This is a genomic window from Kitasatospora sp. NPDC002227 (genome assembly GCF_040296285.1).
Taxonomy (GTDB): domain Bacteria; phylum Actinomycetota; class Actinomycetes; order Streptomycetales; family Streptomycetaceae; genus Kitasatospora.
Genome location: NZ_JBEOWY010000006.1, coordinates 71,419 through 85,023, shown reverse-complemented (window position 1 = coordinate 85,023; position 13,605 = coordinate 71,419). Strand labels below are relative to the sequence as shown.

At 73.0% G+C, this 13,605-nt stretch carries 15 protein-coding genes; 10 read left to right on the top strand and 5 right to left on the bottom strand.

Annotated elements, in window-relative coordinates; genetic code table 11:
• Positions 1-39: 39 nt before the first annotated feature.
• The gene (locus tag ABT095_RS07540; RefSeq protein WP_350528363.1) at positions 40-456 is read right to left on the bottom strand and encodes a hypothetical protein; all 417 of its coding nucleotides are present in this window, start codon (positions 454-456) and stop codon (positions 40-42) included.
• Positions 457-576: 120 nt separating this feature from the next.
• Here ABT095_RS07540 and ABT095_RS07535 point away from each other — a divergent pair, with 120 nt between their 5' ends.
• The gene (locus ABT095_RS07535; protein ID WP_350528362.1) at positions 577-1,521 is read left to right on the top strand and encodes a hypothetical protein; all 945 of its coding nucleotides are present in this window, start codon (positions 577-579) and stop codon (positions 1,519-1,521) included.
• 91 nt (positions 1,522-1,612) lie between these two features.
• Here ABT095_RS07535 and ABT095_RS07530 read toward each other — a convergent pair whose 3' ends face one another.
• Both ABT095_RS07530 and ABT095_RS07525 read right to left on the bottom strand, forming a co-directional pair.
• A complete protein-coding gene (locus ABT095_RS07530) occupies positions 1,613-1,849 on the bottom strand; it encodes a hypothetical protein (RefSeq protein ID WP_350528361.1) in 237 nt (78 codons plus the stop codon).
• 70 nt (positions 1,850-1,919) lie between these two features.
• A complete protein-coding gene (locus ABT095_RS07525; protein ID WP_350528360.1) occupies positions 1,920-3,170 on the bottom strand; it encodes a multidrug effflux MFS transporter in 1,251 nt (416 codons plus the stop codon).
• A 181-nt stretch (positions 3,171-3,351) separates the two neighbouring features.
• Between ABT095_RS07525 and ABT095_RS07520 the strand changes: the two genes are divergently transcribed.
• The 3 genes from ABT095_RS07520 to ABT095_RS07510 all read left to right on the top strand — a co-directional run bounded on the left by ABT095_RS07520 (position 3,352) and on the right by ABT095_RS07510 (position 5,068).
• Positions 3,352-3,918, top strand: a complete 567-nt coding sequence (locus ABT095_RS07520) for an NADPH-dependent FMN reductase (protein WP_350528359.1) — start codon at positions 3,352-3,354, stop codon at positions 3,916-3,918.
• Positions 3,919-3,964: 46 nt separating this feature from the next.
• Positions 3,965-4,474 carry a DinB family protein gene (locus ABT095_RS07515; RefSeq protein WP_350528358.1) on the top strand — a complete coding sequence of 170 codons (510 nt, stop codon included), beginning with the start codon at positions 3,965-3,967 and terminating at the stop codon, positions 4,472-4,474.
• Positions 4,475-4,573: 99 nt separating this feature from the next.
• Positions 4,574-5,068, top strand: a complete 495-nt coding sequence (locus ABT095_RS07510) for an N-acetyltransferase (protein WP_350528357.1) — start codon at positions 4,574-4,576, stop codon at positions 5,066-5,068.
• 25 nt (positions 5,069-5,093) lie between these two features.
• Here ABT095_RS07510 and ABT095_RS07505 read toward each other — a convergent pair whose 3' ends face one another.
• Entirely contained in the window at positions 5,094-6,275 is a 1,182-nt protein-coding gene (locus ABT095_RS07505; RefSeq protein ID WP_350528356.1) for an acyl-CoA dehydrogenase family protein, read from the bottom strand.
• 221 nt (positions 6,276-6,496) lie between these two features.
• Between ABT095_RS07505 and ABT095_RS07500 the strand changes: the two genes are divergently transcribed.
• A complete protein-coding gene (locus tag ABT095_RS07500; protein ID WP_350528355.1) occupies positions 6,497-7,498 on the top strand; it encodes a chitinase in 1,002 nt (333 codons plus the stop codon).
• Positions 7,499-7,513: 15 nt separating this feature from the next.
• On the opposite strand, the gene ABT095_RS07495 is transcribed toward ABT095_RS07500, so the two are convergent.
• Positions 7,514-7,837, bottom strand: coding sequence for a hypothetical protein (locus ABT095_RS07495; RefSeq protein WP_350528354.1), 324 nt, complete (start codon positions 7,835-7,837; stop codon positions 7,514-7,516).
• A gap of 222 nt (positions 7,838-8,059) precedes the next feature.
• Here ABT095_RS07495 and ABT095_RS07490 point away from each other — a divergent pair, with 222 nt between their 5' ends.
• The 5 genes from ABT095_RS07490 to ABT095_RS07470 all read left to right on the top strand — a co-directional run bounded on the left by ABT095_RS07490 (position 8,060) and on the right by ABT095_RS07470 (position 13,583).
• Positions 8,060-9,190, top strand: coding sequence for a hypothetical protein (locus ABT095_RS07490; protein ID WP_350528353.1), 1,131 nt, complete (start codon positions 8,060-8,062; stop codon positions 9,188-9,190).
• A 314-nt stretch (positions 9,191-9,504) separates the two neighbouring features.
• Entirely contained in the window at positions 9,505-10,209 is a 705-nt protein-coding gene (locus ABT095_RS07485) for a carbon-nitrogen hydrolase family protein (protein ID WP_350528352.1), read from the top strand.
• A 102-nt stretch (positions 10,210-10,311) separates the two neighbouring features.
• Positions 10,312-10,677 (top strand): YrdB family protein, encoded by a 366-nt coding sequence (locus tag ABT095_RS07480; RefSeq protein WP_350528351.1) that lies wholly within the window; start codon positions 10,312-10,314, stop codon positions 10,675-10,677.
• A gap of 165 nt (positions 10,678-10,842) precedes the next feature.
• Positions 10,843-12,129, top strand: a complete 1,287-nt coding sequence (locus ABT095_RS07475) for a DUF4190 domain-containing protein (RefSeq protein ID WP_350528350.1) — start codon at positions 10,843-10,845, stop codon at positions 12,127-12,129.
• 59 nt (positions 12,130-12,188) lie between these two features.
• Complete coding sequence (locus ABT095_RS07470; protein ID WP_350528349.1) at positions 12,189-13,583, top strand: class II fumarate hydratase; 1,395 nt, start codon at positions 12,189-12,191, stop codon at positions 13,581-13,583.
• Positions 13,584-13,605: the final 22 nt, after the last annotated feature.

The following is a 13,605-nucleotide window of genomic DNA, read 5'->3' as shown; positions in this document are numbered from 1 at the left end:
CCGGTGCCCCGGCCAATGTGCCGGGGCACCGGCAGTTGGTCAGGAGTGCGTGTAGCGGCAGCCGACACCCTCGTCAGGGTCGCCCACCGTGACGGCGAGGACGAGCTCACCGTGGGAGCTCTTGGCCAGGTCGACCACACCCCGGTGGGTGCCGACCGCGACATGGAGCGAGGTCGGAGTCTCCCCCTGCAGGACAGCTTCGAACTCCCAACTGCCGGTGCCGGAGAACCGGGTGGTGATCTTGAGGTCCTCCTCGGCGGCGGGGAAGTCCTTGACCGTGATGGCCTGGCCCGGCCCCAGCACCAAGGTGGAGTCGCAGTCGCCGGTCCACGTCCCGGTCAGCTGATCGAGAGTCACCGGCTTGCCGTAGAGCTCCAGACCTCCGGTCAGCGCGGCGCAACCGGTCAGCCCGAGCACAGCGGTCAGAACTACGGCAGCCGAACGGGATATGCGCATGTCGGGGGCCTCCTGGGTGCGAGCGGGGTCAGATCATTGCACGGCCACCGGAGTTAACGATCATCAGGGTGTACGGCCCATCGGATTCGTCCCGAACCGCTGGTCCTATGATCTGCTCCCATGGATCAGGCGAGTGGACACGGGTGGGCGGCGACGGCCGGGGGCAGCCCCGAGCCGGACTGGGCGGCACTCGCCGAGCAGCACGAGCAGGAGGGCCGCCGCCGCAAGCAGCGGCAGGTGATCGGTGCCGTGGTGGGTGCCACGCTGGTGATCGGCGGGATCACGGCCACCGCGGTCGGCGTCGCGGGGAAGGACGTCGCGGGGAAGGACAGCGGCAAGAACTCCGCAGCCCCCGCCCAGCCGGGCCCAGGCCCGGCGGCCGGCAGCGACCCCAGCCTCGCCCACGGCTTCACCGCGAGCACGAGCGCGACCCCGGACGCCACCGCGAGCACCGGCGCGGCCCCGAGCGCCACCGCGAGCAGCGCGACGAGTGCCGGGCCCGGCAGCGCCGCCCCGTCGCCGAGCAGCGGCCCGGCCGCACCGCCCGGCACCCGGCCCGACCCGCTGACCGTGATCTCCGCGGCGGGCACCGACACCGCCCCGCTCGACCCGGCCGGTCTCTTCCCCGACCAGACCCTGAGCGTCGGCGGCCGCAGCTGGAAGCGGATCACCACCGCGACCACCGTGCCCTGCTGGAAGGGCACCACCGGCGGCCTGGGCGACGTCCTCGCCGCCCAGGGCTGCCAGAGCCTGCTGCGCGCCACCTACGCCTACGGCAACAGCGCCGTCACCGTCGGCGTCGCGGTCTTCGACCACCGAGCCCGGGCCGACGCCGTCCAGTCCGCCTACAAGGGCCAGGTCCAGGGCCTGGTGACGGCCGGTTCGATCTCCTTCTGCACCAGCGCCGGCTGCGCGGGCACCCACGGCGCGATCGGCCGCTACCTCTACCTCACCGTCGCCGGCACCCTCAAGCCCGGCGGCACCACAGCCGACCCCACCGCCACCACCGCCGCCCCCGCCTTCGGCACCACCGCCCGCGACCACCTGCTGGCCCGGGGCCGTTAGGGCCGGTATAGGAGCTGGCGATCCTTGTGTTCCGCAGGAGTGATGATCTCCGCTGTGGGACTCCGACGGCGGCCCGCGACATCGGCCGCGTCTAGAACACGGTCTCGCCGCGCCTTCGGATCTCGTCCGCCTGAGCCCGGGCCGCGACCGCCTCTGCTCTCGCGCTGACCTGGTCCTCCTCGAAAGGAAGCACGACCGCAAGGGCGTCCAGCGAATCAGCGATCTTCTCCCGCCAGTCGGCAAACCTGCTGGGCTCCATGCCGGCCGGCCGCTGCGACTTCACAGCGCGAAGGCGACGCAATGCTTCCTTGAGCGCGGGGTCAACCACGAGAGCTTCTTCCTATCGGCACGCGGTTCACCGAATTGTGCAGCACATCCAGAACACGGCCGGACCGGCCCTATCGCCCCTGGGCCTCGGCGGTCGGCCGGCACAGGGTGACGAAGGAGAGCGTGGCCAGCGCCGCGCAGCTGAGCACCACCGCGCCGAGCAGCACGGCCGAGGGTGTGCCTCCGGCGCTGCTGAGCGGGGCGACGACCGCGCCGCACAGGTAGGTGCCGAGGCCGATCAGGGCCGAGGCGGAGCCGGCGGCGTGCGGGGCCATGGTGAGGGCCTGGCCGGCGGAGTTGGGCAGCACGATGCCCATGCTGGCCATCAGCAGGAAGAGCGCGGGCCAGACGCCGGCCAGACCGGTGTCCCAGACCGCCGTGCAGAGCACCAGCGCGGTGCCGGCGGCCACCGCGCAGCCGAGGCCGATCCGCATCAGCACCGCCGAGTCGAGGCGCTGCACCAGCACCCGTCCGTTGAGCTGGGTGAAGCCCACCACGGCCACCGAGTTGGTGGCGAACAGCAGGCTGAAGGTCTGCGGGGATATCTGGTACACCGTCTGCAGCACCACCGAGGAACCGCCCACGTACGCGAAGAGCGCACCGAAGGCGAAGGTGCTGGTCAGCACGTAGCCGAGGAAGATCCGGTCGCGCAGCAGGCCGCCGATCGCCCGGACCGTGCTGCCCACGCCGTCGCTGTGGCGGCGCTCCGCCGGGAGGGACTCCGGCAGTCTGAGCAGGGCTCCGAGCGTGAGCAGGCCGCCGAGCACGGCGAGGGTGGCGAAGGTGCCGCGCCAGGAGGTGAAGCGCAGCAGCTGGGCGCCGATCAGCGGGGCGAAGATCGGCGCGAGGCCGGAGACCACGCCGAGGGTGGCCAGGAAGCGGATCATCGCCGGGCCCTCGTACCTGTCCCGGGCGATGGCCCGGCCGATCACCAGGCCCGAGGCACCGGCGGCGCCCTGCAGCGCCCGTCCGGCCACCAGCACCGGCACCGAGGGCGCGAGCGCGCACAGCACCGTGGCCAGGGTGTAGACCGTCATGCCGAGCACCAGCGGCAGCCGGCGGCCCAGCCGGTCGCTCAGCGGGCCGAAGAAGAGCTGACCGAGCGCCAGACCGATCAGCGAGGAGGTCAGGGTGAGCTGCACGGCGGGCGCGGTGGAGCCGAGCTCGCGGGTGAGGGTGGGCAGTGAGGGCAGGTAGAGGTCGGTGGTGAGCGGGCCGAGCGCGACTAGGCCGCCGAGCAGCACGACCACCACCCGCGCCGGCCGGTCGGCCGCGGTGGTGCCGGTGTCGGTCGGCTGCTCGCTCAGGGCAGGGGTTGGCATTTGGTGGCGGCTCCTAGCACAGACGGGCGGATGGCACTCGAACAGAGTGCCCTAACCGCCCCGGCCCGGTGCAGTGGGCCCCAGCCTCTGTCAGCTTCGGCCGGCTGCGGGAATGCCGCCGGTACGGGTCGGGTTCGATCTGCCCGGGGGCCGACCTCCCGTTCCTAGATCGGAGGTACCGATGCCCGTGCCCGACCGTTCGTACCGCTTCCTCACCCTCTGCGGCAGTCTGCGCGCGGGTTCGCTGAACCGGGCGGTGGCCCGGACGCTGGCCGAGCTCGGCGGGGCGCCCGGCAGCGTGGTGAACTACGAAGGCCTGGGCGGGCTGCCGTTCTTCAACCCGGACGTGGAGCTCGCGGGCCCGCCCGCCGAGGTGCTGGAGCTGCGCGGGCTGATCGCGGCGGCCGACGGCGTGGTGGTGGTCAGCCCCGAGTACGCGCACGGCACTTCCGGGGTGCTCAAGAACGGCCTGGAGTGGATCGTCGGCGGCGGCGAGTTCACCGACAAGCCGACGGCCGTGGTCACCGCCTCCCCCGCCGTGACCGGCGGTGACCGGGCGCAGGCCTGGCTGGTCGAGACCCTGGAGGTGATGGGCGCCCACCTGGTGCCCGGTTCGATGACCGTCCCCACCGCTGGGCTGAAGATCACCGACGGCCGGGTCACCGACCCGGCCACCCTGGCCGGGCTGCGGGCGGTGCTGGCGGCGCTCGCCGAGGCCGCCGACCGGACGGACCGGGAGCAGCGGTAGTAGTAGGGTGCGGCCACTGAAGATCCATCAGACCTCGGGGGTACCAGTGACCACGGACGACCGGACCGGACCGCCGCTGCTCGGCGACGAGCGCGAGACCCTGCGGGCCTTCCTCGACTACCACCGCGCCACGCTCGCGATGAAGTGCGCAGGCCTGACCGACGAGCAGCTGCGCGAGCGCTCGGTGGCTCCCTCCACGCTGACCCTGCTCGGGCTGGTGCGGCACATGGCCGAGGTCGAACGGGCCTGGTTCCACCGCACCTTCGAGGACCACGACGCGCCCATGGTCTGGTCGAAGGAGATCGACTTCCAGGCCGCCTACGACGCGAGCGCCTCGACCCGCTCGGAGGCCTTCGCCGCCTGGGAGGCCGAGGTCGAGCGCTCCCGCCGGATCGAGCGCGAGGCGCCCTCGCTCGACCACGTCGGCCACCAGCCGCGCTGGGGCGAGGACGTCTCGCTGCGCCTGGTGATGACCCACGTGCTGCTCGACTACGCCCGCCACAACGGCCACGCGGACTTCCTCCGCGAGGCCATCGACGGCACCACGGGCGCCTGAACCACCCCGGGCGGGCGGGAGAACCGGGCGGGCGGGAGAAGCAGGTGGGCGGGGAAAACCGGGTGCACCCCGCCCACCTGGTCCGTTAGCCTCCGCCGCATGAACTGGCTGCCCGACGACTTCGTCCACCCCGTCCGCGTCCCCGTGCTCGACGGCTACTTCCTGCGCCCGATCTCCGGCGCCGACACCGAGCTCGACTACCCGGCCGTGATGGGCTCGCGCGAGCGGCTGTGGTCGATCTACGGCCAGGCCTGGGGCTGGCCCCCGGCCGAGATGACCTTCCAGCAGGACTACGACGACCTGGTCCACCACGCCGTGGAGATCGAGGCTCACGAGTCCTTCAACTACGCGCTGTTCGACGAGGCCGAGACGGCCCTGCTCGGCTGCGTCTACATCGACCCGGCCCGCAAGGCCGGTTACGACGCCGAGGTCTCCTGGTGGGTGGTCGACTCGCAGGTCGGCACCGAGCTGGAGCAGGCGCTGGACGCCACCGTGCCGCGCTGGCTGGCCGAGCAGTGGCCGTTCACCAAGGTCGGCCTGATCGGCACCGAGATCAACTGGGACGAGTGGCTGGCCCTGCCGGACCGCGACTGACGGCGGTCCGGCGGGCCGGTCCGGCTCAGCGGTAGGCCGACTCCCCGGTGATCGCCTCGCCGAGGACCAGGGTGTGGATCTCCGAGGTGCCCTCGTAGGTGAGCACCGACTCCAGGTTGTTGGCGTGCCGCAGCACGGGGTACTCGGTGGTGATGCCGTTGGCGCCCAGGATCGTACGGGCCGAGCGGGCGATCTCCAGCGCGCTGCGGACGTTGTTGAGCTTGCCGAAGCTGATGTGCGCCGGGCGGCACCGCCCGGCGTCCTTGAGCCGGCCGATCCGCTCGGCCACCAGGTAGGCCTTCTCGACCTCCAGCATCATCTCGACCAGCTTGGCCTGGGTCAGCTGGAAGCCCGCGATCGGCCGCTCGAACTGGATCCGGCTCTTCGCGTACTCCAGCGCCGTGGTGTAGCAGTCGCGGGCCGCGCCGACGGTGCCCCAGAGGATGCCGTACCGGGCCTCGCCGAGCGAGGAGAGCGGCCCGCGCAGGCCCTCCACCCCGGGCAGTACGGCGTCGCCGGGCAGCAGCACCTCGTCGAAGTGCAGCTCGCTGGTCACCGAGGCGCGCAGCGAGAGCTTGCCGTGCACGTCCGTTGCGGTCACACCGGGGGTGTCGGTGGGCACCACGAAGCCGCGCACGCCGGTCTCGGTCTGCGCCCAGACCACGGCGACGTCGGAGACCGAGCCGTTGGTGATCCACATCTTGGTGCCCGAGAGCACCCAGTCGGCGCCCTTGCGGGTGGCCCGGGTGCGCATGTTGGCCGGGTCGGAGCCGAAGTCCGGCTCGGTGAGCGCGAAGCACCCGATCGCCCGGCCGGCCGCCAGCTCCGGCAGCCAGCGCTGCTTCTGCTCCTCGGAGCCGTAGGCGTGGATCGAGCGCATCGCCAGCGAGCCCTGCACCGAGACGAAGCTGCGCAGGCCCGAGTCGGCCGCCTCCAGCTCCATGCAGGCCACGCCGTACTCGACGGCGGTCGAGCCGGCACAGCCATAGCCCTCCAGGTGCATTCCGAGCACGCCCAACGCGCCCAGCTCGGGGGCGAGTTCGCGGGCCGGGAACACGCCCCGCTCGAACCACTCGCCGACGTGCGGCCGGATCTTCTCGTCCGCGAACTTCCGTACGGTGTCGCGGATCAGCCGCTCTTCGTCGGTGAGCAGGTCACCGACGGCGAGCAGGTCGGCCGGGTCGAGGCGGGAGGGGGTGGGCGCCATGACGGGACTCCTCGGTGGATGTTGCCGTGATGCGGCGAGTATCGCCTACCGGCGAGTACCGCGGGTACGACGCAGCCCACATCCGCGTGCTGCGCAACCTCTTGACGCGAGCACGGTGAACTGGTTGCCTTCCGGCATGCCTCGCACCGTTAGGAAACTTTCCTAACTCGATGCCGTGCACCACCCTCCGTACCCCCCAACTCTCCACGGACCGGTGAACCATGACTGCTCGTACCCTGCTGCGCTCCTCCGCCACCCTCCTGCTCGCCCTCTCGCTGGCCCAGATCACCTCCCCGGCCACCCCCGCCACCGCCGCAACCGCTCTCTCCGCCGACCCGGTGGGCCTCAACGCCCCGTACGAGTACCTGGGTTGGGGCAGCCCGCAGACGCCGACGGACGTCATGGCGGCCAGCGGGGTCAAGCAGCTGACCCTGGCCTTCATGCTCAGCGACGGGGGCTGCAACCCCAAGTGGGACGGCACCCGGGCGCTCGCCGGGGGCAGCGACCAGTCGGCGATCAACAGCATCCGGGCGGCGGGCGGCGACGTGGTGGTCTCCTTCGGCGGCTGGAGCGGCAACAAGCTGGGCGAGAAGTGCAGCTCGGCGGGCGCGCTGGCCGGTGCGTACCAGAAGGTGATCGACGCCTACCGGCTCAAGGCGATCGACATCGACATCGAGAACACCGAGGTGGCCAGCGCGACGGTGCGCCAGCGGGTGGTCAGCGCCCTGAAGACGGTCAAGGCGAACAACGCCGGCCTCAAGGTGTACGTCACCTTCGGCACCACCCCGACCGGGCCGGACTCCGACGGCGCCGACCTGGTCAAGCGCGGCGCGGCCACCGGGACGGCAGTGGACGGCTGGACCATCATGCCGTTCGACTTCGGCAGCCACAGCGGCTCGATGGGCTCGGTCACCACCAAGGCGGCCGACGGCCTGAAGTCCGTGGTGGCGGGCGCCTACGGCTACGACTCGGCCACCGCCTACCGGCACATCGGCATCTCCTCGATGAACGGCCACACCGACGAGGCGGACGAGTCCGTCTCCACCGGCGACTTCACCACCATGTTCAACTACGCCACCACCCACCACCTGGCCCGCTTCACCTTCTGGGCCGTCAACCGGGACCGCCAGTGCGGCAGCGGCGAGTCGGCCGGGGACACCTGCAGCGGGATCACCCAGTCCTCCTACGCCTTCTCGAAGATCATCGCCAAGTACCACGGCTAGGGCAGGACAGGCTCCCTAGCGTTTGGCGAGCAGTGCCGCCTCCGCCAGGTTGTCCCAGTGGCCGGCGGAGGCGGCCGGCACGCAGACCCAGTCCTTCATCGGGCGGCCGCCGGCCGGGTCGAAGAGGTGGGCGCCGGGCAGGCGCATCGCCTCCTCGAAGGCCGGGGTGTCCCGGCCCAGGCGGCAGACCAGCTCGCCCTGGTACAGGCCCGCGAAGGCCTTGCCCGCCTGGTCCTTGAGGCAGGGCATGCCGAACATCTGCGAGCGCCGCGCGCCCCGGGGCGCCAGCTCCTCGGCGATCTCGTCGTAGCGGCCCGCCGCTTCGTGCTGGTCCGTCATCGGACACCTCCAGGGCAGTCCCGGCCCGGAGGCCGAGCGGGTTCGAGGGCCCCGCTCGGGCGGGACCGGTACAAGGGTGAGTATTGCCCCGCGCCCCGGCGGGCGCGGCCAAAACCCGCTGGGGCGCCACCGGAACGGGTGCGGCGCGGCCCCGGCCCGGCCCGGACCCCAGGCTCTAGTTTGGGCGTGGTCCCCGTCCCGCCGCCCCCGCCGAGGTGCCCCGTGCCCAGCCGTACCGGCCCCCTCCCCCGCCGAGAGAAGGCGGGGGCGACGGCCGCCTGCGTGGCGGGCGCGGTGCTGCTCGCGGTGGCGGTGTTCCTGGCGGTGCGGGTGGTGCCGGCCGGGCAGCGCGCCGAGGACGCCTACCGGGCGGCGCCGGTGTGCGCGGCCGGTCGCAGCGCCCCGGAGTGCATCGGCGCGCAGGCGGCCACGGTGGTCGGCACCCGCGAGGACGGGAGCAGGAAGAACCGGCACTACGCGCTCGCCGTCCCCGACGGCCCGGCCCCGGGCCCGGTGCGGTGGATCGGCCTGCGGAACGGGGAGCAGCTGTACCGGGGCGCCCGGCCGGGTGAGGCCGTCACCCTGTACCAGTGGCGGGGCGAGGTCCGTGCCGTGGCCTGGCGGGGCGTCACCTGGCGCACGGACGCGAGCCCGGTCGGCAGCTGGGGCACCGCTCTGGGCTGGGCCGCCGGGCTGCTCCCGGTCGGCCTGGCCCTGCTCGCCGCGGGCGCCTGGTGGCTGCGCCGCGCCGCCCGGCACCCGCGCGTGGCGCCGTGGCAGCTCAACCTGATCGTGCTGGCCGGGGTGCTGCCCGCCGCGTTCCTGGGCCCCTGGGCGGCGGCGGTCCCCACCGGCATCCGCACGGCCTGGACGGTCACGGTGATCGGCTACGGTGTCGCCCTGGCCGTGGCGGCCGGGTGCTGGGCGGTCCTGGCCCGGGCCGAGCGCCGCGACGGCGACACGCTCGCACTGAAGCCCGCCCTGCCGTCCGTCGGCCTGGGCACCGACGCCGAGCCGTGGCTGATCCGGGTGTGGCTGCCCTTCGAGCCGGACCACCCCGGCCGCTTCCTCGCCGTGACCGAGGAGGGCCTGTTCACCACCTCGGACCCCACCGGACGGATCACCCGGCGCCGCCTGCCCGAGCCGCTCACCCTCGTCCGGGCGCGCCGCCGGCTGCGCTCCGACCGCCCCGTGCCCAGCTCCGGACGCTCCTTCCGCGCAGTCCACCTCGCCGAGTGCCGGGCCGGCGAGCGCACCCTCCTGTTCGCCGGGCGACTCCCCGACCTCGAGCAGCTCGCCGGCGCCCTCGCCATCCGCTCCGCCCCTTCGGACGAGGAGCGGACGCCGTCCTGACACAGTCCGTCACCGCGCCCCACCCGCACGGACCGCCGCCCGGCCGCCCCTTGCCCTGCTCGAACGGGGCCGGATAGGTTGAAGATCAACCCTGTACGCACCCGCCGGTGGCCTGGGGTCTGCCTTCCGGGTCACGTCGGATAGCGGGCGTCGTTGGGGTGCGTGCATCGGCGGCGCCGAGAAGGAAGTCCATGCGGAGCATCGGCGACCGACGAGAAGCCGTCGAGGTGCGTGCCCCGGCGGCGCCCGCCCGGCGTGACCCGGAAGGCAGACCCCGAACCTGGCTCCCGGTGACGAGCCGTGGAGTCGCACCCGTGCCCGGACCGCTGACCGTCGCCCTCGCCCAGCCCGCCTGCATCGATCTCGACATCGCCGCCAACGCCGCCGAGCACGCCCGGCTGGTCCGCGCGGCCGGCGCCCGCCTGGTGGTCTTCCCCGAGCTCTCGCTCACCGGCTACGACCTCAAGGCCCCCGCGATCACCGTGGACGACGAGCGGCTGGCGCCGATCTCCGAGGCCTGCCGCGAGACCGGCAGCGTGGCGCTGGTCTGCGTCGCCCTCGCCGAGGCGGACGGCACCGAGTCGCTCGCGCTGCTGGCCCTGGACGGCGCGGAGGTCAGCGCGGTGTACCGCAAGATGCACCTGCACGGCCTGGAGGTGGAGCGCTTCACCCCCGGCGGCGAGTACACCGTCCTGGAGCTGGACGGCCGCCGGATCGGTCTGGCGATCTGCGCCGACGTCTCCTTCCCCGAGCACGCCGCGGCGACCGCCGCGCTGGGTATCGAGGCCTACCTCGGCAGCACCCTGTACGGCGACAACGAGGTGGCGATCGAGCGCCGCGACAGCCACGTCTCCTCGGCCGCCGCCGCGCACGAGGTCTGGGGCCTGCTCGCCAACGGCGCCGGCCCCAGTGGCGAGTTCGCGAACACCTGCGGCGGTTCGGGCTTCTGGTCCCCCGGCGGCACCCTGGTCGCCCAGGCCGGGCGGGAGACCGGGGCCGTCGTCCGGTACACGATCTGACGTCCCGTCAGCCGAGCACCACTCAAATCGGTGGTGTCACGGGGCTCTTGGCGGGAACCATGGAGTCTGACCGCTGGACTCGTACCACCCGGAAGGTGCCCCGTGCTCCCTCAGCCGCTGCACGTGTTCAACGAGGGCCTCGCCTTCATCCTGGAAGTCGCCGCCCTGGCCGCCCTCTGCTGGTGGGGCTTCAGCACGGGCAGCAACGTGGGGGTCCACGTGCTGCTCGGGCTCGGAGCGCCGCTGCTCGCCGCCGTCCTCTGGGGCACCTTCGCGGCGCCCAAGGCCCGGATCAACGTCTCCCTGCCCTACGTCCTGCTGGTGAAGTTCGTGGTCTTCGCGGCCGCCACCCTGGCCCTGTGGGCGATTGACCGGCACTCGCTGGCGATCGTCTTCGGCGTCGTCGCCCTGATCAACACCACGGTCGCCACCAAGGACCGGCAGGCCCTGGTCAACCAGCGTTTCTGACCCCGCCGGGCGGCCGCCGAAACGGTGAGGCGCGCGACCGGCGGGATCGGCTAGGGTCTGTCCGGCCGCGCCCGCCTGGCGTGATCGGCCGGACAGGCCCTAGAGTCGCGCGTCCACCGAACAGCTGTGTGCGGTGGGGCGACCGCCCTGGGAGGGGAACCACACATGCCACCGGTCGACGGTCCGGCCCAGCCGGACGAGCCGATACCACCCGTCTCGCTGGACAAGCCGGCCACCGAGCCCACGCCCCCGGCCCCGGTCACTGAGACCGCACCCCCGGCCGACCCCTGGGCCCCGCCCTCCGCCGACGCCGGGCCGCCGCCCGCCGGGCCGGGGCCGTACCCGCCCCTCTTCCAGTACCCCCAGCCCTGGGGCCAGCCGCCGGCCGGCCCGCCGCAGACCTACAACGGGCTCGCGATCGCCGCCATGGCCACCGGCCTGCTCGGCGGTTTCTGCTTCCTCTGGGTGCTCGGCATCGTCCTCGGCATCATCGCGCTCCGCCAGATCAAGGCCCGCAACGAGAAGGGCCGGGGCATGGCCGTCACCGGCATCGTGGCGGGCGTGGTCTGGGTGATCGTGCTCGGCGCCGTCATGGTCGTGGCCCTGTCCGGCCCGTTCATGGACGGTTACAACAACGGCCGCGCCTCCTACCGCGCCGCGCACACCAGCGTCTTCGACCTCACCCGGGGCACCTGCTTCAAAGACGGCACCGCGATCGGGTCAACGGTGAAGTCCGTGAAGACCGTGCCCTGCTCGGACCCGCACGACGGGGAGATGTACGCGCGGGTCTCCCTGAGCCTCGGGAACGGCCGGGAGGACTTCCCCGGCGCCGCGGAGCTGACCAGGCGGACCGACCGGGCCTGCGCCAAGGAGCTGGTCAAGTACGTGATGGACTCCCAGGCCCTGCCCGCCACCGTGCGCTCGAGCTTCTTCTACCCCGACCGGACGGCCTGGTCCGCCGGCTCCGTCCACACCGGGGTCTGCACCCTGGCCACCAAGGACGGGCCGCACTCGGGCTCGCTGCAGCAGGACACCAGCAACCTGACCAGCGCCCAGATCGTCTACCTCAACGCCTCCCACGTGCTCGAGACGGCGCTCTTCGACAAGCCGGACGGCACGGCGACCGAGCACCCGGCCGAGTACCGGTCCTGGGCCCGCCAGGTGGCCGCCGGGATCGACGGCGAGCTGGAGCAGCTGGGCTCCGGCACCTGGGACGGCTCGGCCTCCAAGGCCGTCTCGGTCCTGGTCACCGACCTGCACGCCGACCTCGCGCACTGGCGGGCCGCGGCGCTCTCCACCGACACCGCCGTGCTCGCCTCGGAGGTCCACCAGGGCCTCGGCCACCTGGCCGGCAACACCTCCGAGGTGCGGTCGGCCCTGGGGCTGCCCACGATCACCGTGGACGACCCCGTGGGCGGCTCCGGCTCCGGCGATCCCACCCAGGTGGTCTGACCCGGCCGGGAATAGCCGTGGCGCGGGCACAGCTCTGGGGTGCAGGAGGTGTTCGCGTCATGGCTGACGAGCAGGAGTACCGGATCGAGCACGACTCGATGGGTGAGGTGCGGGTGCCGGCCGGCGCCAAGTGGCAGGCGCAGACACAGCGCGCCGTGGAGAACTTCCCGGTCTCCGGCCGGCGCCTGGAGCGCTCGCACATCGCCGCCCTGGCCCGGATCAAGGCGGCCGCCGCCGAGGTGAACGGGCGGCTCGGGGTGCTGGATCCGCAGACGGCCCGGGCCGTCCGGGAGGCCGCCGAGGAGGTGGCCGAGGGGCGCTGGGACGACCACTTCCCGGTGGACGTGTTCCAGACCGGCTCGGGCACCTCCTCCAACATGAACGCCAACGAGGTGATCGCCACCCTGGCGAGCGAGCGCCTGGGCCGCCCGGTGCACCCCAACGACCACGTCAACGCGAGCCAGTCCTCGAACGACGTCTTCCCCTCCTCGATCCACATCGCCGCCACCGCCGCCGTCACCGCCGAGCTGATCCCGGCGCTGGAGCACCTCGCGGCGGCGCTCGGCGCCAAGTCCGCCGAGTTCGCCGAGGTGGTGAAGTCCGGCCGCACCCACCTGATGGACGCCACACCGGTGACCCTGGGCCAGGAGTTCGGCGGGTACGCGGCCCAGGTCCGCTACGGGGTGGAGCGGCTGCGGGCCACCCTGCCCCGGGTCGCCGAGCTGCCGCTGGGCGGCACGGCGGTGGGCACCGGGATCAACACCCCGCCGGGCTTCTCGGCCGCCGTGATCGCCGAGCTGGCCCGCGCCACGGGCCTGCCGCTGACCGAGGCGCGGGACCACTTCGAGGCCCAGGGCGCGCGGGACGGGCTGGTCGAGCTGAGCGGCCAGCTGCGCACGATCGCGGTCGGCCTCACCAAGATCGCCAACGACCTGCGCTGGATGGGCTCCGGCCCCCGCACCGGGCTCGGCGAGCTCAACCTGCCCGATCTCCAGCCCGGCTCCTCGATCATGCCCGGCAAGGTCAACCCGGTGCTGCCCGAGGTGGTGCTGATGGTCGCCGCCCAGGTGGTGGGCAACGACGCGACCGTCACCCTGGCCGGGGCCAGCGGCAACTTCGAGCTGAACGTGATGCTCCCGGTGATCGCCCGCAATGTGCTGGAGTCGGTCCGGCTGCTCGCCAGCTCCACCCGGCTGCTCGCCGACCGCGCCGTCGAGGGTCTGACCGCCAACGTCGAGCGGGCCCGCGAGTACGCCGAGTCCTCCCCCTCGGTGGTCACCCCGCTCAACCGGTACATCGGTTACGAGGAGGCCGCCAAGACCGCCAAGCAGGCGCTGGCCGAGCGCAAGACGATCCGTCAGGTGGTGGTCGAGCGGGGGTACCTGGAGCGCGGGCTGCTCACCGAGGCCCAGCTGGACGAAGCGCTGGACGTGCTGCGGATGACCAGGCCGTGAGGCCCCCGGGGCGGTGGCGAAG

Bases quoted from the DNA above. Each gene is read 5' to 3' on its own strand.
- ABT095_RS07520 (WP_350528359.1), top strand. From the start codon at position 3,352: ATGCCCGTGCCCGACCGTTCGTACCGCTTCCTCACCCTCTGCGGCAGT.
- ABT095_RS07505 (WP_350528356.1), bottom strand. From the start codon at position 6,275: ATGGCGCCCACCCCCTCCCGCCTCGACCCGGCCGACCTGCTCGCCGTC.
- ABT095_RS07470 (WP_350528349.1), top strand. From the start codon at position 12,189: ATGGCTGACGAGCAGGAGTACCGGATCGAGCACGACTCGATGGGTGAG.
- ABT095_RS07495 (WP_350528354.1), bottom strand. From the start codon at position 7,837: ATGACGGACCAGCACGAAGCGGCGGGCCGCTACGACGAGATCGCCGAG.
- ABT095_RS07525 (WP_350528360.1), bottom strand. From the start codon at position 3,170: ATGCCAACCCCTGCCCTGAGCGAGCAGCCGACCGACACCGGCACCACC.
- ABT095_RS07535 (WP_350528362.1), top strand. From the start codon at position 577: ATGGATCAGGCGAGTGGACACGGGTGGGCGGCGACGGCCGGGGGCAGC.
- ABT095_RS07510 (WP_350528357.1), top strand. From the start codon at position 4,574: ATGAACTGGCTGCCCGACGACTTCGTCCACCCCGTCCGCGTCCCCGTG.
- ABT095_RS07500 (WP_350528355.1), top strand. From the start codon at position 6,497: ATGACTGCTCGTACCCTGCTGCGCTCCTCCGCCACCCTCCTGCTCGCC.
- ABT095_RS07475 (WP_350528350.1), top strand. From the start codon at position 10,843: ATGCCACCGGTCGACGGTCCGGCCCAGCCGGACGAGCCGATACCACCC.
- ABT095_RS07540 (WP_350528363.1), bottom strand. From the start codon at position 456: ATGCGCATATCCCGTTCGGCTGCCGTAGTTCTGACCGCTGTGCTCGGG.